Below are 18,338 nucleotides of genomic sequence, written 5' to 3'. Positions count from 1 at the left end.
GACCGCTGGCCGAGAACAGCCCACCTCGCGATGCGGCGTGCCCCGGCCAGCAATTACCTAAAGACAACCACCGGTCCCGGAGCGAGTCCGGGACGACGATGAACTCAGGCCTCCAGCGCCGCGACGCCGGGCAGCACCTTGCCTTCCATCCATTCGAGGAAAGCACCGCCCGCCGTCGAGATGTACGAGAAGTCCTTCGCCACGCCCGCATGGTTGAGCGCCGCCACGGTATCGCCGCCGCCCGCCACCGAGACCAGCGAGCCGTCCGCCGTCAGCGCGGCGGCGGTCTTCGCCAGCGCCACGGTGGCGGCGTCGAACGGCTCCATCTCGAACGCGCCGAGCGGGCCGTTCCACACCAGCGTGCGGCAGTTCTTGAGCACGTCGCCCAGCGTTTCCGCCGCGTTCGGACCGGCATCGAGGATCATCTCGTCGGCCGCGACTTCATGGACGTTGCAGATGCGCAGCGACGGCGGGTTGGCCGCGAATTCCTTCGACACGACCACGTCGTACGGCAGGTGGACGGTGCAGCCCGAGGCGTCCGCCGTGGCGAGGATTTCGTTCGCGGTATCGGTCAGGTCATGCTCGCAAAGCGACTTGCCCACGTCCACGCCCTTGGCGGCGAGGAAGGTGTTCGCCATGCCGCCACCGATGATGAGGTGATCGACTTGGCGGACGAGGTGCTTGAGCACGTCGAGCTTGGACGAAACCTTGGCCCCGCCGACGACCGCCGCGACCGGCTTCTCGGGCGTGCCGAGCGCCTTTTCAAGCGCTTCCAGTTCAGCCTGCATCGAGCGACCGGCGTAAGCGGGCAGCACCTTGGCGAGACCTTCGGTGGTGGCATGCGCGCGGTGCGCGGCGGAGAAGGCGTCGTTCACGTAGAAGTCCGCATTCGCGGCGATCGCGGCGGCGAGTTCGGGGTCGTTCTTTTCCTCGCCCTTCCAGAAGCGGGTGTTCTCGAGGATGGCGATGTCGCCGGCGCGCAGGATGCCGACGGCCTGCTTCACGATGTCGCCCGCGATCTCGGGCACGAACATCACTTCCTTGCCCAGCGTCTTCTCGACCGCGCCGACCACCATCGAGAGCGACTGGCTCGGCACGCGCTCGCCCTTGGGGCGACCGAAGTGGGCGAGGAGGAGGACCTTGGCGCCCTTCTCGGCGAGTTCCAGAACCGTCGGGGCGGCGGCGCGGATGCGGGTGTCGTCGGTAACGGCGCCGTCCTGCATCGGCAGGTTGAGGTCCACGCGCACCAGCGCGACCTTGCCGGTCACATCACCAAGGTCATCAAGGGTCTTGAATGCCGTCATCTCTCGATCCTTATCTCGTCGCCCAGGGCGATATCGCCGTCGTCAAGCACCGTGCCCAGCACACCGCCCCGCCAGTCCGGCAGGAGCGCGCCCTTGAGGCCCTGTGCCACTTCCTCCATGCGGCTGCACGGATCGCATTCCATCGTGACTGCTATGCGCAGGGTATTGCCGATCGCCAGGACATAGCCGGTTTCTCTCGGGAAACGCAGTCCTTCGACCAGCAGGTTCGCCCGCCGCGCATGCCATGGCGGCTCTTCGAAACCGAACAGGCCGCCGCAGATTTCAAGTTCGCCCAGCGCCGCCCGCCAGCTTTCGATCTCCATCAGGGAGACCTGCCGGTGCGGCCGCTTGCCCGGACGCACCGCGCCGCGAAAGTCCCCATGGACTCCCGCGGCGGCAGTTACGGCGACGGACCGCAGTTCCTCCATCGGCGCGCGAGGGCGTTGCCTTCGCGCGATACCGATAAGGCGGCCCGTCCGCATCAAGGTCTCAGAGCAGGCCGCCCATCACGCCGGCCGTGTCGACCATGCGGTTGGAGAAGCCCCACTCGTTGTCGTACCACGAAAGAACGCGCACCAGCTTGCCTTCGAGAACCGAGGTTTCGAGGCTGTCGATGGTGGACGAGTGCGAATCGTGGTTGAAGTCGATCGAGACCAGCGGCTCCTCGGTGTAGCCGAGCACGCCCTTGAGTTCGCCTTCCGCAGCGGCCTTGAGCAGCGCGTTGACTTCCTCGGTGGTGGTGTCGCGGCTCGGCACGAAGGTCAGGTCGACGACCGAGACGTTCGGGGTCGGCACGCGGATCGACGAACCGTCGAGCTTGCCCTTGAGGTCCGGGAGCACGAGGCCGACGGCAACGGCGGCGCCGGTGCTGGTCGGGATCATGTTCATCGCGGCGGCACGGGCGCGGCGCGGGTCGGAGTGGATCTGGTCGAGGATCTTCTGGTCGTTGGTGTACGAGTGGATCGTGGTCATCAGACCGCGCTCGATACCGATCTTCTCGTGCAGGACCTTGGCGAAGGGCGCCAGGCAGTTGGTGGTGCACGAAGCGTTCGACACGACGGTGTGCTCGGCGGTGAGCGCGTCATGGTTCACGCCGTAGACGACGGTGAGGTCGACGTTCTTGGCAGGCGCCGAGATCAGCACGCGCTTGGCGCCGGCTTCGATGTGCTTCGAGGCCGAGGCCTTGTCGGTGAAGAAGCCGGTGCATTCCAGCGCGATGTCGACGCCGTTGGCGGCATGCGGCAGGTTCGCGGGATCGCGCTCGGCGGTCACCTTGATGCGCTTGCCGTTGATGATGAGGTCGTCGCCGTCGACTTCGACGGTGCCCGCAAATGCGCCGTGGACGCTGTCGCGCTTGAAGAGGAGGGCATTGGCCTTGGCGCTGGCGAGGTCGTTGATCGACACCAGCTCGAGGTCATGGTCGGTACGCTCGAGAATGGCGCGGGCGACATTGCGCCCGATACGTCCGAAACCGTTGATCGCAACCTTGGTCGCCATAATCCTAATCTCCTCTTAGGTGGTATTCTTAGCTGCTGAGCTTTTCCAGAACCTGCGGCACGATCGCATCGACGGTGAAGCCGAAGCGCTCGAACAGGACCTTGGCCGGGGCCGAGGCGCCGAAGCGGTCGAGGCCGATGTTGAGGCCGCCATTGCGGCTGAATGCGGTGAAGCGCTCCCAGCCGTGTGTCACGCCCGCCTCGATCGAGACGCGCAGGATCGACGGGTCGTTCGGCAAGACTTCGTGCTTGTACGCCGCGTCCTGCGCCTCGAACAGTTCCATGCACGGCATCGAGACGACGTCTGCGCCGATGCCCTGGGCCTGCAGTGCGCCCTGCACCTTCACGGCCAGTTCGACTTCCGAACCGGTGGCGATCAGGATCACCTTGCGGTCACCCTCGGCGCGGCGCAGCGTGTAGGCGCCGCGGGCAGAGAGCATTTCGCCCGAAGTGCGCAGCTGCGGCAGGTTCTGGCGGGTCAGCGCGAGGACCGAAGGCGTCTCGGCGCTTTCCAGTGCGATCTGCCAGCACTCGGCGGTCTCGATCACGTCGGCCGGGCGGAACACGTAGAGGTTCGGGATCAGGCGGAGCGACATGACCGTCTCTACCGGCTGGTGAGTCGGGCCATCTTCGCCAAGGCCGATCGAATCGTGCGTCAGCACGTAGATCACGCGGGTCTGCTGCAGCGCCGACATGCGGATCGCGTTGCGCGCATAGTCCGAGAAGATCAGGAAGGTGCCGCCGTAGGGGATCACGCCGCCATGCAGCGCCATGCCGTTCATCGCCGCCGACATGCCGAATTCACGGATGCCGTAGTAAACGTAGCGGCCGGCGTAGTCCTTGGCCGAGAACGCCGACTGGCACTTCGCCTTGGTGTTGTTCGAACCGGTGAGGTCGGCGGAGCCCCCGACCATCTCGGGCACCAGCGGCGCGAGGACGTTGAGCACGTTCTCCGACGCCTTGCGGGTCGCGACGGTGGTTTCGCTCTCCAGCCAGCCTGCGAAAGTCTTCGCGGCTTCCTCGCCCGAGGGCAGTTCGCCGTTCATGCGGCGGGTCAGCTCGGCGCCCTTGTCCGAAGCGGCAAGGCGGGCGTCCCACTCGGCGCGCAGCTTCGCGCCCTTTTCGCCCAGCGACCGCCAGTCGGCGAGGATCTCGGCCGGGATCTCGAACGGAGCGTGGGCCCAGCCGATGTTCTCGCGGGTTGCGGCGATCTCGGCATCGCCCAGCGGCGAGCCGTGGACGTCGTGGCCGCCCTGCTTGTTGGGCGAACCCTTGCCGATCAGGGTGCGACAGGCGACCAGCGTGGGCTTGTCCGAAGCGGCAGCCTGGCCCAGCGCGCGCTCGATATCGGCGAAGTCGTGGCCGTCGCACTCGAACACGTCCCAGCCCGAAGCGCGGTAGCGTGCCGGAATGTCTTCCGAGGTCGAGAGCGAGGCGTCACCGTCGATGGTGATCTTGTTGTCGTCCCACAGCACCTTGAGACGGCCCAGCTTGAGCGTGCCGGCAAGGCCGATCGCCTCGTGGTTGACGCCTTCCATGAGGCAGCCGTCACCGGCAATGACCCAGGTGTTGTGATCGACGAGGTCGTCGCCGAACGTCGCGGCGAGGTGGCGCTCGGCCATCGCCATGCCCACGGCCATCGCAACGCCCTGGCCCAGCGGCCCGGTGGTGCATTCGATGCCTTCGATCAGAAAGTTCTCGGGGTGACCGGCGCAGACCGAACCGAGCTGGCGGAAGTTCTTGATGTCCTCCAGCGTCGGGCTGGCGTAGCCGGTCAGGTGCAGCAGCGAGTAGACCAGCATCGAGCCATGGCCCGCCGACAGCACGAAGCGGTCGCGGTCGGCCCACTTGGGCGCCGAGGGGTCGAACTTGAGGAACTTGGCGAAAAGCACCGTGGCGACGTCGGCCATGCCCATCGGCATGCCGGGGTGGCCGCTGTTCGCCGCCTGAACCGCATCCATCGAAAGCGCCCGGATGGCGTTGGCCATCGGCGCAAGACGGTCGGAAGCGAGGGTCATGGGATTACTCCGGGTACGCGCAAAAATGCGGGACGATTCGAATTTCGCGACCCCCTTTAGGCAGAGGTCGCCTCCCGTCAAGTTCACCGCCCGATTTCACCCTCTTCACGCGCAGATCGGATATTGTCCTGCAGCCCATCGTATCTTCCGCACTATTCAAGCGCAGACAAGTGACAAGATTGTGAACAACCCGCGCCAACTGCTTGCCCGGCCGCCACAACCGGCGCAGCGCTTGGCCATGGAAAACCCGCTCAAGGGCCGGGCGATCGGCGCGGCCACCGAGGAAAGCGCATCCACGCGCTCCATGTCCCTGCTTGCGCTCGACCGCATCGAGGCCGCATTAACGCGGATAGAGAACGCGGCCCCCACATGCATTGCCAAGGGCGCGGACTTGCGCCGTCGCCATGAGGACCTCAAGGCGAGCATCAGCCAGTCGCTGTCGGGGCTCGACGCACTTCTCGCCCAGCGCGTACAGGCGGAGGACGCCTGATGGGCAACGTGACGCTCGGGATCGGCGGGCGCGAATTCATGCTCGCCTGCGCGGACGGAGAGGAAGCGCATATCCTGCGCCTCGCCCGGCTGATCGATTCGAAGGCCACGGCATCGGGCGCGGTCGGGCAGACCGAGACGCGGATGCTCCTCTTCGCCGCACTGATGATGGCGGACGAATTGCACGAACTGCGCTCTCGTCCCGAACCGCAGGCGGTCCTGCCGATCGAAGTCCCGGCAATCCCCGCGCAATTCGCGGAAAGATTGGCGCGCATCGCCTCTCGCGTCGAAAATCTTGCCGACCTCCTTGAGACTGAAGCCGCAAGCGCCTAGATAGAGAGCGACGGGATCTGCCCGGCACGTGCCGTTCGAACATCCCTGAGGCTATAAGCAATCCATTGGGGGCTGTCCCTGCCCGGATCCTGGTCCGGAACACATGGTCCCCACCTGACGTCGAGGCGTCAGAGGATTTCTAGGAAACGACCCATGGTGGACCCGTCACCCCCCATACATTCTCAGGCCCTTCTTCTCGCGGATGAGAAGGCTGCCTTGCGCAAGCGCTTCCGGCAGGCGCGGGCCGAGCATGTCGAGGCCCTGCCGCAGGGGCTGCGCGCGCTGATTCTCAACCGGCCGCCTGCGCCGATCCTCGCGCTCATCCCTGAAGATGCGACCATCGGGCTCTATCATCCGGCAGGTTCCGAAGCGCCGTCGCTGGGCTGGGCGCGCTGGCTGTCGGAGAACGGCCGCCGGATCGCCCTGCCCTTTTTCCCGGCGCGTGAAGCCGCCATGGAGTTTCGCGTCTGGGACAACCCGTGGGACGACCAAAGCCTCGAAACGGGACCGTGGCGGGCCCTCCAGCCGCCGGCCGAGAGCGAAAACGCAGTGCCGAATGTCGTGATCGTGCCGCTGGTGGCGTTCACTGCCGAAGGGCATCGCCTCGGCCAGGGCGGCGGGCATTACGACCGCTGGCTGGCGGCCCATCCGCAGGCCACTGCGATCGGGCTTGCATGGGACTGCCAGTTGGCCGAGGAACTGCCCGTCGAAGCCCACGACCGGCCGCTCGCCGCCGTGGTCACGCCGACGCGGATATATAGCATATAAAGAGGACCTGACATGCGCGAAACACCGACCTGGCGAATCCCCTTCGGGGTGCTCCTGCTGGTCGTCGCGCTGGGGCTCTATGCCATGCTCATCGCCAGCTACGTGCCCGCGCTGATCGGTGAGTGGAATGCCCTCGCCCAGACGCCGGTGTACATTGTGTTGGGCGTAGTGTGGCTGCTGCCGCTCAAGCGTTTCCTGATCTGGATGGAAACCGGGCGCTGGAGCGCTCCGGTTACGACCAAAGCCAACTGATCCCGCCGCCGTCATTGCGAGCGTAGCGAAGCAATCCAGAGCCGCGCAAACCGCCCTGGATTGCTTCGCTACGCTCGCAATGACGAAGGGTGGGAACGGCCGGAATATATCCAGAAACGAAAAAGGCCGAGCGTGAGCCCGGCCTCTTCATTCGATCGCTGCTGGAACCACTTCATAAGAAGTGGCGCGAGTGACGGGGCTCGAACCCGCGACCTCCGGCGTGACAGGCCGGCACTCTAACCAACTGAGCTACACCCGCGCAGCAATGTATGTGAGGTTTTTAGACTACCTCAAGTCACTGGATTACCAGCATTTTTCCCAAGTGGCGCGAGTGACGGGGCTCGAACCCGCGACCTCCGGCGTGACAGGCCGGCACTCTAACCAACTGAGCTACACCCGCGTTCTTGCGGTTGCGTCCGCTTGGGAGCGCCGCCACTAGGCCAGCCTCGCAGGGCTGTCAACGGCTTTGCGGAAGGCTTTTTCATTTTTTCGGCGACAGTGGAAATTAACCTTATTTTCGCGAGTGGCGACGCAGTCTTGCACCGGGGCCGCGCTGGGCGGCCGGGGGAGAATCGCCCGTGATTACAGCCAAGCGCATCCTCTGCACGCTATCCCTGACGGCCGCCGCCTTCACCGGCAGCACTCTTTCCGCCGAGGCCCGCAGCACCAGCGCAGTCGCCACCGACAGCGCCGTCTTCGTGGAACGTGTCGATGCGCTCAACGGGCGCAGGCTGGAACCTGCCAGCATGCTCACACGCGGGGACCGGGTCGTGACCGTAGTGACGTGGCGGCGCATGCGCGGCACCGGCGGCTTCGTCCTGACCAACCCCCTGCCCGCCCGTCTCGCCTACCAGCGCAGCGCCAGCGACATGCAGGAAGTGTCGGTCGATGGCGGCCGCTCGTGGGGCCGTCTGGAGGCGATGCGCGTCGACGGACGCCAGGCGACGCCCGAGGACGTCACGCATGTGCGCTGGCGCATCCCCGCCAGCTACGCGGCGCTCGGTCAGGGACGCATCGCTTATGCGGGCGTGGTGCGGTAAAGGCGACGATCGAACCGTCGTCCCGGACTTGATCCGGGACCGCTGGCGGCCTTTAGGCGAGAGCCCGGATGAGCGCAGCAAGGTGGGCTGTTCACGGCCAGCGGTCCCGGATCAAGTCCGGGACGACGTCAGCACTTTTCGTATTTCCAGTTCCGCTTCTTACCCTCGGCGATCCACTCAACCGCCTGAGCCATGCGCTTCTCGCGCGTCGCGGCGGTCTTCGCCTCGGTGATCCATTCGAGATAGTCGCGCCGCGCCGCAGGCGAGAACGCATCGTAATGCGTCCTTGCCGCAGGAACCCCGTCCAGCGCCGCCGCGAAGTCATCCGGCATGGCGATTTCGGGCTTGGGCTTGCGGGCCTGATTTACCGCCGTGCCTTTAGCTTGCACCCGCCCACGCGCAGCCTGCAGCTTCCGTACAAGCTCGGCTTCGTCCGGCAGGTCGGCAATCGCGGTGATGCGCCCGAGTTGGCCCATCGCATCGCCCTGCCGACCATCCCCGTGAATGACGAAAGTACAGTGCGCCTTGAACGCCGCCATGCCGGCAACGTTCTTTGCGTTCACGAGGAAGTGCGGCATCCCCCACTTGATCGCCTCTTCGGCATCGTGGAGCGCGCGGTGAGCCAGTTCACGCAGATGTTCGAGGATCGGGCGGGCGAAATCCGCAGCTTTGGCGATATACTCGTCTACGCGCGGATCCCTGCCCATCTGCCCTCTCCTACCCTGCGAGGATCAGCGCCGGGGCCTCGATCAGTTTCCTGAGGTCCTGCGCGAAGCTCGCCGCATCCCAGCCATCTACCACACGGTGATCGCAGCTCATCGAGATATTCATGAGCTTGCGCTTCTCGATGCGCTCGATGCCGTCGGCGCCCTTCACGAACATCGGACGCTCGACGATGCGGTTGGGGCCGATGATGGCGACTTCGGGGCGGTTGATGACAGGCGTGGTCGCCACCCCGCCCATCGGACCAAGCGACGTCAGGGTGATCGTCGAGCCCGAAAGCTCCGACGACTTCGCCGAGCCATCGCGCGCCGCGTTGGCAAGGCGGGTGATCTCCGCCGCCAGCTGCCACAGATTGTGGTCCTGCGCATCGCGGATCACCGGGACCATCAGGCCGCCGGGCGTCTGCGCCGCCATGCCCAGATGCACCGAGCCGTAGCGCGTCACCACACCCGCCTCGTCGTCGTAGTGCGCATTGAGCATCGGGTACGTGGGCAGCAGCTTGCAGATCGCCGTGATCAGGAACGGCAGCATCGTCAGCTTTGGCCTGTCCCCGCGCCCGGCATTGAGCTGCGCGCGCGTCTCCTCCAGCGCGGTGACATCGTACTCCTCGACATAGGCGAAGTGCGGGATGTTGCGCTTGGAGGCGGCCATGTTCTCCGCGATGCGGCGGCGCAGGCCGATGACGCGGACCTGCTCGTCCTTGCCCTTCACGCCTGCGGGCTGGAAGCCGCCGCTGGCGTTGTAGGAGAGGAAGGCGTCGAGGTCGCTATGGCGCACGCGGCCATCTTCGGCGGGGCGCACTTCGCCAAGGTCGATGCCGAGATCACGGGCACGCTGGCGCACGGCGGGGCTGGCGAGAACCTTGGCGTGAGGGGCGGGCTTTGCGGCGGGCGTGGGCGCGCGGGCTTCGACAGGCTCAGCCTGAGCGGGGGTAGGGTTCGGAAGCGGTTCTGCAACCACCTCCGCTCGTGCTGAGCTTGTCGAAGCACCGGCCACTGCCCGCTCGACATCGCCCGCATCCGGCGTCTCGACCTCGATCCGCTCCTCGACCACCTCGGCTTTCGGAGCAGGCGCGCTCTGTTTACGATCGCCCTCCTCGTTCCCCGCGCCTTCGATCTCGATCACCACCAGCGGCGAGCCGATGGCGATCACGTCGCCCGCCTCGCCCGCCACTTCGACGACCTTGCCCGAAACCGGGCTTTCCATCTCGACGGTGGCCTTGTCGGTCATCATGTCGGCAAGGCGGCCGTCTTCCTCGACGGTGTCGCCGACCTTGACGTGCCAGGCGACGATCTCGGCCTCGGCGATGCCTTCCCCGATGTCGGGCAGGCGGAAAATATAGCGTCCCATCCCAGTTATTCCTTCATGAGCCGATCGACCGCCTCGCCGATGCGGACGGGACCGGGGAAATAGGCCCACTCGAGGCTGTGCGGATACGGCGTGTCGAAGCCGGTCACGCGCTCGACGGGGGCTTCGAGGTGATAGAAGCAGCGCTCCTGCACCAGCGTCACCAGTTCGGCGCCGAAGCCGGAGGTGCGGGTCGCCTCGTGTATCACCAGGCATTTCCCGGTCTTCTCCACCGACTTTTCCAGAGTCGCCATGTCGAGCGGGACGAGCGTGCGCAAGTCGATGATCTCGGCATCGATGCCCTTCTCGGCCAGCACCGCCTCGGCGACGTGAACCATGGTGCCGTAGGACAACACCGTCAGCGCTGCCCCTTCGCGCACGATGCGCGCTTTGCCGAGCGGGATCTTGTAGTAGCCCTCCGGCACCAGACTGCCGGGATGGCCCTTCCACGTCCGCGATGGCTTGTCGTAATAGCCGTCGAACGGGCCGTTGTAGATGCGCTTGGGCTCGAAGAAGATGACCGGGTCATTGTCCTCGATCGCCGCGATCAGCAGGCCCTTGGCATCGTGCGGGGTCGCCGGGATCACCGTCTTGAGGCCCGCGACGTGCGTGAACATCGCCTCCGGGCTCTGGCTGTGCGTCTGGCCACCGAAAATACCACCACCGAAGGGCGAGCGGATGGTGATCGGCGAAGTGAACTCGCCCGCCGAACGATAGCGCATGCGCGCCGCCTCGGAGACCAACTGATCGAGGCCGGGATAGATGTAGTCCGCGAACTGGATTTCCGGCACCGGGCGCAGGCCGTAAGCTGCCATGCCGACCGCCGCGCCGACGATCCCGCATTCGTTGATCGGCGAATCGAACACGCGGTTGCGGCCGTACCTCTTCTGCAGACCGGCGGTAGCGCGGAACACGCCGCCGAAATAGCCGACGTCCTCGCCCAGAATGACGATGTCGGGATCGCGGGCCATCATGATGTCGAGCGCGTCGTTGATCGCCTCGATCATGTTCATCGAGCGGGTCGGCGCGTCGTGGAGGCTCAACGCATTCTCTTCGGTCATGCGCCTTCTCCCTTCCATTCGGGCCATTTGATCTCACGCTCGCGGATGGCCTGCGCGGCCTGCTCCTCGAGGTGCCAGGGCAGTTCCTCGAAGACGTCCTCGAACATGGTGTGGAACGGATGGTGCAGCCCGTGGCCGAGGACGCCGTTCTTCTCGGCCTCCTTGGTCGCCACCTTCACCTGCTCGACCAGTTCGCGATCCATCGCCTCCTGCTGCGCCTCCGACCACTCGCCAAGGGCGATGAGGTGCTTCTTGAGGCGCATGATCGGATCGCCGAGCGGCCATTCCTCGCGCTCCTGCGCGGAGCGATAGGCGCTGGGATCGTCGGAGGTGGAGTGCCCCTCGGCGCGGTACGTGAAGTGCTCGATCAGGGTCGGCCCCTGATTGGCGCGGGCACGGTCAGCGGCCCAGCGCGAGGCGGCATAGACCGCCAGCGCATCGTTGCCGTCCACCCGCAGCCCGGCAATGCCGTAGCCGGCCGCGCGCGCCGCGAAAGTCGTGCGCTCGGCCCCGGCAAACCCCGAGAAGCTGGAGATCGCCCACTGGTTGTTGACGACGTTCAACACCACCGGCGCGTTGTAGACCGCCGCGAACGTCATCGCCGCGTGGAAGTCGCCCTCGGCGCTCGATCCCTCGCCGACGAAGGCGGTGGCGATGCGGGTATCGCCCTTGATCGCGCTGGCCATCGCCCAGCCCACCGCCTGCGGGTACTGCGTGGCGAGGTTGCCCGAGATGGAGAAGAACCCGTAATCCTTGGCCGAGTACATGACCGGCAACTGGCGGCCCTTCAGCTTGTCCGCGCGGTTGGAGTAGATCTGGTTGACCATCTCCACCAGCGGATACCCGCGCGAGATCAGGATGCCCTGCTGGCGATAGGTCGGGAACACCATGTCGTCATGCGCGAGCGCATGGGCATGGGCGACCGAGATCGCCTCCTCGCCGGTGCACTTCATGTAGAAGCTGGTCTTGCCCTGCCGCTGCCCGCGATACATGCGGTCGTCGAAGGCGCGGGTCAGTGCCATCGTGCGCAGCATCCGCCGCAGCGTCTCGGCATCGAGGCCCGGGTTCCAGGGGCCGACCGCGCGATCCTCTTCATCGAGGACGCGAATCATGTCGGTGGTCATCGGCCAGGTTTCGCTGGCCGGGCAATTCTCGTCCGGGCGCCCCAGTTGTCCTGCAGGCGGCACCGGGAGGTGCGAATAGTCGACGACGTCGCCGGGCCGGTAGCGTGGCTCGGGTACGTAGAGTTCCAGCGGCGGGAGATTCCCGCGCACCCTTCCCGTATCTGGTGCCGTTTTTTCGGCCATTTCAATGCTCTCCCGCCAAGGTCGGGCCGTCGGAACCCGCCGCGCAACAGGCGAAGCAAAATTCCACGGTTAAGTCATATTATTTCAAACCTTGGTAATGTCAATTACACCGCAACCGGCGCGGCGATATGCGCCTGCGGGGCATATCCGGCGACTTCGAAGTCCTCGATCCGGTAGTCGAAGATCGAATCGGGACGCCGGAGAATCGCCATCGTCGCCTCGCCTTCCGGCTCGCGCGAGAGCTGTTCTTCGACCAGCGCCGCATGGTTGAGGTACAAGTGGACATCACCACCGGTCCAAACGGCCTCACCCGGTTCAAGGTTGCATTGCTGCGCCATCATCCGCGTCAGCAGTGCCAGCGACCACATGTTGAAGGCGAAGCCGAGGCCGAGGTCGCAGCTGCGCTGATAGAGCAGGCACGAGAGCCGCCCGTCCGCGACATGGAACTGATAGGTCTTGTGGCAAGGCGGCAGCGCCATCGAATCGAGTTCGGCGACGTTCCATCCCTCGATGATATGGCGGCGGCTGCCAGGGTTGCCCCGCAGGCTCTCGACCACCTGCGCCACCTGGTTGATGCCGGGACCGCGCCGGAACAGACCCTCGCCGACCGGCTCGTACGTGTCCCAGTCCACCCACTGCTTGCCATAGACCGGACCGAGATCGCCCCAGGCCTCGGCAAACACCTCGTCCGCCACGATTCGCGCGGAGAAGTCCTTGCGGCTGATCTCCTCGCCCGTTTCGCGGCGGTAGCGGTCGAGCGGCCAGTCGGTCCAGATTTCCACCCCCTGCGCGCAGAGCGGACGGATATTGGTGTTGCCCGTCAGGAACCACAGCATCTCGCGCGTGGCGGTCTTCCAGTAGACGCGCTTGGTGGTGAGCAGCGGCATCGCCCCGCCCGAAAGGTCGAACCGGATCGTCGCACCGAAAACCGAGCGCGTGCCCACTCCCGTGCGATCGAGCCGCTCGTCGCCCTGCTCCCAAATGCGGCGCATGAGGTCGAGGTATTGCCATTCCCAGTGCGGGGTTGCGGTGGCGGCGGTGCGGAGCGCGGTCGTGGTCATGGCATCAGACTATCCGCCCGCGCGCGCCGACGAAAGCACCCGCGCGCGATGCTCCCCAGCGCAATCAGCCACCATTTTCACAAGGTTGAAGTTTTTGCCGAAAAGCCCCTTGCCACCCCCGGAAGTGCCCTATATAGGCGCCCTCCTGCCCGGGGCGGTCTTCGGATTGCCCCTCCGGTCGGGGAATAGCTCAGCCTGGTAGAGCACTGTCTTCGGGAGGCAGGGGCCGGAGGTTCGAATCCTCTTTCCCCGACCACTTTATACGAGAACGGCGTGTCGCAAGACGCGCCGTTCGTCGTTTCAGGCCTTTTTTTGTTCAGCGCGAAAAGTATCGGGATCGCATTTCCGCTACCCGCGCCCGGGCTTCGGCGACAGCGCGCTCCTCGATCGCCATAAGCAGGTGTTCGATCGAGCCTTCCAGATGCATCCGCACCGCCGCCCGCGCCCGCACCGGGTCGCGCGCCTCGAGTGCGGCGGCAATCTCCACATGCTGCTCGAGGCTGTAGCGATAGTTGCGGGCGCGCGCCTCCTCCAGCATGCGTCGGCACTCGGGCGAGCGCGAGCGCATTTCCCACAAGTCGCGCACGCCGCGCTCGACCGCGACGTTGTGGGTTGCACGGGCCACGGTCATGTGAAAGTCCGTCAATGCCGCCTGCCAGTCCTCGAAGGAGCCATCGTGACGGCCCATCTCGACGATTGCGCGTCGAAGCACGGCAATGTCCTCGTCGGTAATGTTGGCCGCGGCGAGCGAAGCCGCCTCGCCCTCGAAGATGAGGCGCGCCTGCGCCAGTTCCATCGGCGTGACGTCGGCTGCAGGTGAGGATGGCGCTTCATCCGGCTGCCGCAGCACATAGGCGCCCGAGCCGATTCGCACTTCGACCACGCCCATGACTTCAAGCGCCAGCAAGGCCTCGCGCACGACCGGGCGACTGACACCCATGGTGACGGCCAGCTCACGTTCGGCGGGCATTCGCGCACCGACTGGATAGCGGCCTTCGCGTACCTCTTGCATCAGCCGCGCCGCGACCTTGCGATAGAGACGAGGTGGCTGCATCTCCACGTGTTCGACGTCTGCCTGTTGTCCCTTCAATTGCCCCTCCCCCGGTTTGACCGATTTTTCGGCTTTTCAGGGCTGGTCTTACCAGTCCAGTGACGCGGCGAACAGTCTGAGTTCCTGCAAGGTCAACCGCGTTTGCTGACGCAAATTCAGCCCGAGCGCAGCAGTTGCACGCCCCAGTCACGCTCGAACAGATAGAGCAGCAGCCGCGCCGCCTCGCCGCGCGGACCGGCAAGGCCGCCGTCGCGCTCGATCAGCAGCCGCGCGTCGTCGTGGGCGAGCGGCAGCAGCTTGGTGATCTGTTCGAGGCTGGCGATGCGGAACGGCGTGTCGCCAGACTGGCGCGTGCCGAGCAGTTCGCCGCCGCCGCGCAGTTGCAGATCCTCCTCGGCAAGCCGGAAGCCGTCCTGCGTCTCGCGCATCAGGGCGAGGCGCTGGCGGCCGGTTTCGGACAACTGGTTGCCGCGCAGCAGCAGGCAGGTGGACTTTCCCGAACCGCGCCCGACGCGCCCGCGCAGTTGGTGCAGCTGGGCAAGGCCGAAGCGCTCGGCCTGCTCGATCACCATCAGCGTGGAATTGGGCACGTCGACTCCGACCTCGATCACCGTGGTCGCGACCAGCAGCTTGGCCTCGCCCCGGGCGAAGCGCTCCATCGCCGCGTCCTTGACCTCGGGCCGCAGCTGGCCGTGGACCAGTGCCACGGTATCGCCGAAGCGCTCCTTGAGCGCTGCATAACGCGCCTCGGCGGCGGCAAGGTCGTCGGTCTCGCTCTCGTTGACCATCGGGCAGACCCAGTAGGCCTGCTGACCTGATTCGATGTGGCGCGTCAGGGCGCCGACGACGTCGTCCATGCGCTCCACCGCGACGACGCGGGTGTCGATCGCCTGACGGCCCGGCGGCAGTTCGTCGAGTTTGGAGACTTCCATCTCGCCGTACTGCGCCAGAGTCAGCGTGCGCGGGATCGGGGTCGCGGTCATCGCCAGGGTATGCGGCGCGCGGCGGCCCTTGCGCGCCAGCATCAGCCGCTGGCCGACGCCGAAGCGGTGCTGCTCGTCGATCACCACCAGCGCGAGGTTCTTGTACGCGACGCTGTCCTGGAAGATCGCGTGCGTGCCGACGACGATCTGGATCGCGCCGCCCAAAAGGCCCATCAAGATCGCCTCGCGGGCCTTGCCCTTGTCTCGCCCCGTCAGCAGCGCGATCTCGACGCCTGTGCCCTGCAGCATACGCGACAGCGTCTCGTAATGCTGGCGAGCGAGGATTTCGGTCGGCGCCAGTAGCGCGGCCTGCGCGCCTGCCTCCACCGCGATCAGCATCGAGGACAGCGCCACCACGGTCTTGCCCGATCCCACGTCGCCCTGCAGCAGCCGCAGCATCGGCGAAGGCTGCGCCAGATCGCCCTCGATCTCGCCGATCGAGCGGGCCTGTGCCCCGGTCAGCGCGAACGGCAACTTCAGCTTAGCCCGCAGCGAGCCATCGCCGACCAGCGGCGTGCCGCGCTGCGAGCGGTTGCTTTCGCGCACCAGCATCAGCGCCAGCGCGTTGGCGAAGAGTTCGTCGTAAGCCAGCCGGTCGCGCGCGGGGCCGTTGACGCCGCGATGCGCCTCGGTCAGCGCCTCGCGCCAGAGCGGCCAGCCGGTCTTGGCGGTGAGGCTGGGCTCGATCCATTCGGGAAGCTCGGGGAGCGCCTTCAGCGCCTGCGCCACCAGCGAGGCGGCGCGGCCCTGCGTCAGACCTTCGGACAGAGGATAGACCGCCTCGCACAATTGCCTGATCGGCGCGGACGAATCCTCCGACACATGCTCGGGATGCACGATCTGCAGCATCTGGCCGTACTGGTCGATCCGCCCGGCCACCCAGCGCGTCTCGCCGATGGGCAGCTGCTTCTTGCCCGTATAGGACGCGCGGCCGAAGTATGTGACGGTGCAAATGTTGCCCGCCGCGTCCTCGGCGATCACCCGGAACGGGCCGCGCCCGCTGGGCGAGCGGTATTCACGCACGGTGAGCGCGACGATGACGTTCTCGCCCACGCCCGCCTCGTCGAGGTTGGTGATCGCGCGCCGTTCCACGAAGCGGTCGGGCAAGTGATACGCAAGATCCCTGATCCGGGTAAGCCCCAGCTTTTCCAGCGGCTTGCGCAGCTTGGGACCGACGCCTTCGAGCGCCTCGACTTCGACGAACAGGGAATTGAGAGCTTCAGGCCGCATGACGAGCGCCTCTTAAGGCTTGCTTGGAAAATGCGCAAAAGCGCATTTTCACCGCGGCACCGGCCCACGCCCCCACCCGACCTCCCACGGAAGTATACTTAATGGGAGGTCGGGTGGGGGCGTGGGCCGGTGCCGCAAAATCCGCAATTCGCGGATTTTCATAAATCTCGACGCGAGTGGGGACCGTTTCGCCAGAGCGGGCGGAACCTTGTCCGTCATCGTGCGGTTGGCTCCCCTGTAACAATGAAGGAGAAGCCCATGCTCTTGCCGAACGGAACCGTGTTCGCGATCGTCGACGGAGAGAACTTCGAACTCTATCGCAACACGGGGGCGGAAGCCGAACCCCGACTGGCGGCGATGGACGTACCCGAACTCGAGGCCACCAACTTCAGCGCTGGCGCCCGCCGTCTCGACGGCCCCACACGTCATCAGGCCCGCACCGGCGACGGCAGCAACGACGCGCTCGATGAAAGCGCCCACGTCGCGGCGGTAACGGGATGGCTGAACAGCCAGGTGCTTTCGCGTGAAATCGACCAGCTGGTGGTCGTTGCCGACCCGCGCTCGCTGGGCGAGATGCGCAGGCATTATCACAAGCAGCTCAAGGACGTGCTGGTGGCCGAAGTGCCCAAGAACCTCGCCGGACGTCCCGCGCAGGAGATCACCCGCATCCTGCATGGCTGATCTTTGATCGAGGGGCTTCGACAGGCCGTGCCTGACCCTTCGACAAGCTCAGGGTGAGCGGAGGTGAGTATAAACTTCCCTATTCCGCTCAGGCTGAGCCTGTCGAAGCCCCCTCCGCTTCGCACTACAGGAGTTGCCGAGCCTGACACCGCATTGTAACGGCGCGGGCATGAGCGAACTTTCACCCCGCCTCGCCCGCCTCAAGTTCCGCGCCTGGCATCGCGGCACCCGCGAGGCCGACTACATGATCGGCTGCTTCTTCGACCGCTTCCATGCCGAATGGTCGGACGAGGACATCACCCTGTTCGAGACCATCATCGAAGAGGAAGATGTCGATATCATGGGCTGGGCGCTCGGCACGATGTCCGTGCCCGAGGAATATCGCGGGCCGATGATCGATAGGATGATGAAGCTCGATTACGTCGAGATTCCGAGAGACTGAACGGGCGCGACTAGAGACCGCCCAGCAGGTGCCCGCCATCGACCGGGATCACCACCCCGGTCATGTAGCGCGAGGCATCCGAGCACAGCAGCATGAGCGGCCCGTCGAGATCCTCGAAATTACCGAAGCGCCGCTGCGGAATGCGCTTGGACATCGCCTCGCCCAACTTGCTGGAGAGGAAATCTCGGTTCATGTCCGTGGCGAAATAGCCCGGCGCCAGTGCATTCACGCGGATACCATATCGCGCCAGTTCCAGCGCCATCTGTTTGGTCATCTGCACCACGCCTGCCTTGCTCATCGCATAGACCGCTAGTTGCCCGCCTTGCGCGAGCCCGAGGATCGAGGCGATGTTGACGATTGCCCCTCCTTCTCCCCGATCGCGCATGCGCCTCGCGACTTCGGTGGCGACGAGGAAGGCGCCGCGCAGGTTCGCGCTCATGATGTGGTCGTAGTCCTCCACCGTCGCATCGAGCACCGGCTGGGCGCTGGACACGCCCGCGTTATTGACCAGCACGTCGATGGGGCCAGCCTGAAGGACGGCTTCGCGGATGCTGGCTGGGTCGGTGACGTCGAGGGATACGCAGGTGGCATCGCCGATTTCGGCGGCCAGTTCCTCCAGCGCATCCATGCGCCGGGCCGCGAGCACGACATGCGCACCGGCGGCGCTCAGGACTTGCGCGAAGTGGCGGCCGAGGCCGCTCGAAGCGCCGGTTATCAGTACGCGCTTGCCTTGCATTGCTTTCTCCTCTCGT

Annotated in this window: 19 protein-coding genes and 3 tRNA genes; 8 read left to right on the top strand and 14 right to left on the bottom strand. The window is 65.8% G+C overall.

Features of this window, described 5'->3' with window-relative positions; genetic code table 11:
* Window positions 1-104: 104 nt before the first annotated feature.
* From HWN72_RS06130 to tkt, 4 genes are all read right to left on the bottom strand, one after another.
* A complete protein-coding gene (locus HWN72_RS06130; RefSeq protein WP_069707643.1) occupies window positions 105-1,304 on the bottom strand; it encodes a phosphoglycerate kinase in 1,200 nt (399 codons plus the stop codon).
* Entirely contained in the window at window positions 1,301-1,732 is a 432-nt protein-coding gene (locus HWN72_RS06125; protein ID WP_083274572.1) for an MOSC domain-containing protein, read from the bottom strand. The genes HWN72_RS06130 and HWN72_RS06125 overlap by 4 nt, the downstream gene beginning before the upstream one ends.
* A gap of 61 nt (window positions 1,733-1,793) precedes the next feature.
* On the bottom strand, window positions 1,794-2,801 hold the full coding sequence (gene gap / locus HWN72_RS06120; RefSeq protein WP_008829032.1) for a type I glyceraldehyde-3-phosphate dehydrogenase: 1,008 nt from the start codon (window positions 2,799-2,801) through the stop codon (window positions 1,794-1,796).
* Window positions 2,802-2,829: 28 nt separating this feature from the next.
* Window positions 2,830-4,818, bottom strand: coding sequence for a transketolase (tkt, locus tag HWN72_RS06115; protein ID WP_008829031.1), 1,989 nt, complete (start codon window positions 4,816-4,818; stop codon window positions 2,830-2,832).
* 238 nt (window positions 4,819-5,056) lie between these two features.
* On the opposite strand from tkt, the gene HWN72_RS06110 reads away from it, so the two are divergent.
* From HWN72_RS06110 to HWN72_RS06095, 4 genes are all read left to right on the top strand, one after another.
* Window positions 5,057-5,308 (top strand): hypothetical protein, encoded by a 252-nt coding sequence (locus HWN72_RS06110; protein WP_156799755.1) that lies wholly within the window; start codon window positions 5,057-5,059, stop codon window positions 5,306-5,308.
* Entirely contained in the window at window positions 5,308-5,640 is a 333-nt protein-coding gene (locus HWN72_RS06105; protein WP_008829029.1) for a cell division protein ZapA, read from the top strand. Before HWN72_RS06110 ends, HWN72_RS06105 begins: the two co-directional genes overlap by 1 nt.
* 216 nt (window positions 5,641-5,856) lie before the next feature.
* Window positions 5,857-6,408, top strand: coding sequence for a 5-formyltetrahydrofolate cyclo-ligase (locus tag HWN72_RS06100; RefSeq protein ID WP_231958141.1), 552 nt, complete (start codon window positions 5,857-5,859; stop codon window positions 6,406-6,408).
* A 12-nt stretch (window positions 6,409-6,420) separates the two neighbouring features.
* On the top strand, window positions 6,421-6,660 hold the full coding sequence (locus HWN72_RS06095) for a DUF2842 domain-containing protein (RefSeq protein WP_008829027.1): 240 nt from the start codon (window positions 6,421-6,423) through the stop codon (window positions 6,658-6,660).
* 182 nt (window positions 6,661-6,842) lie between these two features.
* Here HWN72_RS06095 and HWN72_RS06090 read toward each other — a convergent pair.
* Both HWN72_RS06090 and HWN72_RS06085 read right to left on the bottom strand, forming a co-directional pair.
* Window positions 6,843-6,919: transfer RNA gene (locus tag HWN72_RS06090), tRNA-Asp, on the bottom strand.
* 64 nt (window positions 6,920-6,983) lie between these two features.
* A tRNA-Asp gene (locus HWN72_RS06085) sits at window positions 6,984-7,060 on the bottom strand.
* Between the two features lie 178 nt (window positions 7,061-7,238).
* Between HWN72_RS06085 and HWN72_RS06080 the strand changes: the two genes are divergently transcribed.
* On the top strand, window positions 7,239-7,700 hold the full coding sequence (locus HWN72_RS06080) for a hypothetical protein (RefSeq protein ID WP_069707639.1): 462 nt from the start codon (window positions 7,239-7,241) through the stop codon (window positions 7,698-7,700).
* A gap of 128 nt (window positions 7,701-7,828) precedes the next feature.
* Here the strand turns inward: HWN72_RS06080 and HWN72_RS06075 are convergent, their stop codons facing one another.
* From HWN72_RS06075 to thyA, 5 genes are all read right to left on the bottom strand, one after another.
* Window positions 7,829-8,407 carry a YdeI family protein gene (locus HWN72_RS06075; RefSeq protein ID WP_069707638.1) on the bottom strand — a complete coding sequence of 193 codons (579 nt, stop codon included), beginning with the start codon at window positions 8,405-8,407 and terminating at the stop codon, window positions 7,829-7,831.
* Between the two features lie 10 nt (window positions 8,408-8,417).
* Window positions 8,418-9,773 (bottom strand): dihydrolipoamide acetyltransferase family protein, encoded by a 1,356-nt coding sequence (locus HWN72_RS06070; protein WP_069707637.1) that lies wholly within the window; start codon window positions 9,771-9,773, stop codon window positions 8,418-8,420.
* Between the two features lie 5 nt (window positions 9,774-9,778).
* A complete protein-coding gene (locus HWN72_RS06065) occupies window positions 9,779-10,831 on the bottom strand; it encodes an alpha-ketoacid dehydrogenase subunit beta (RefSeq protein ID WP_211149971.1) in 1,053 nt (350 codons plus the stop codon).
* Window positions 10,828-12,138 carry a 3-methyl-2-oxobutanoate dehydrogenase (2-methylpropanoyl-transferring) subunit alpha gene (locus HWN72_RS06060; protein ID WP_069707636.1) on the bottom strand — a complete coding sequence of 437 codons (1,311 nt, stop codon included), beginning with the start codon at window positions 12,136-12,138 and terminating at the stop codon, window positions 10,828-10,830. Before HWN72_RS06060 ends, HWN72_RS06065 begins: the two co-directional genes overlap by 4 nt.
* Window positions 12,139-12,242: 104 nt before the next feature.
* Window positions 12,243-13,199, bottom strand: a complete 957-nt coding sequence (thyA, locus tag HWN72_RS06055) for a thymidylate synthase (RefSeq protein WP_069707635.1) — start codon at window positions 13,197-13,199, stop codon at window positions 12,243-12,245.
* 179 nt (window positions 13,200-13,378) lie between these two features.
* Between thyA and HWN72_RS06050 the strand changes: the two genes are divergently transcribed.
* A tRNA-Pro gene (locus tag HWN72_RS06050) sits at window positions 13,379-13,455 on the top strand.
* Between the two features lie 60 nt (window positions 13,456-13,515).
* Here HWN72_RS06050 and HWN72_RS06045 read toward each other — a convergent pair.
* Together HWN72_RS06045 and recG are read right to left on the bottom strand one after the other, a co-directional pair.
* Window positions 13,516-14,253 (bottom strand): FadR/GntR family transcriptional regulator, encoded by a 738-nt coding sequence (locus tag HWN72_RS06045; RefSeq protein ID WP_036522737.1) that lies wholly within the window; start codon window positions 14,251-14,253, stop codon window positions 13,516-13,518.
* Window positions 14,254-14,405: 152 nt separating this feature from the next.
* Window positions 14,406-16,463 (bottom strand): ATP-dependent DNA helicase RecG, encoded by a 2,058-nt coding sequence (recG, locus tag HWN72_RS06040; protein ID WP_036522736.1) that lies wholly within the window; start codon window positions 16,461-16,463, stop codon window positions 14,406-14,408.
* A gap of 258 nt (window positions 16,464-16,721) precedes the next feature.
* Here recG and HWN72_RS06035 point away from each other — a divergent pair, with 258 nt between their 5' ends.
* Together HWN72_RS06035 and HWN72_RS06030 are read left to right on the top strand one after the other, a co-directional pair.
* Entirely contained in the window at window positions 16,722-17,144 is a 423-nt protein-coding gene (locus HWN72_RS06035) for a host attachment protein (protein WP_008832325.1), read from the top strand.
* A 169-nt stretch (window positions 17,145-17,313) separates the two neighbouring features.
* Window positions 17,314-17,586 (top strand): succinate dehydrogenase assembly factor 2, encoded by a 273-nt coding sequence (locus tag HWN72_RS06030; RefSeq protein ID WP_036522735.1) that lies wholly within the window; start codon window positions 17,314-17,316, stop codon window positions 17,584-17,586.
* A gap of 10 nt (window positions 17,587-17,596) precedes the next feature.
* Here the strand turns inward: HWN72_RS06030 and HWN72_RS06025 are convergent, their stop codons facing one another.
* A complete protein-coding gene (locus HWN72_RS06025) occupies window positions 17,597-18,322 on the bottom strand; it encodes a glucose 1-dehydrogenase (protein WP_036522733.1) in 726 nt (241 codons plus the stop codon).
* Between the last annotated feature and the right edge of the window lie 16 nt (window positions 18,323-18,338).

The sequence above is a fragment of the Novosphingobium sp. HR1a genome (assembly GCF_015594425.1).
Classification (GTDB): Bacteria; Pseudomonadota; Alphaproteobacteria; order Sphingomonadales; family Sphingomonadaceae; genus Novosphingobium; species Novosphingobium resinovorum_A.
Note: the sequence above shows the minus strand (reverse complement) of the source record. Positions and strands in the feature narration are given on the sequence as shown.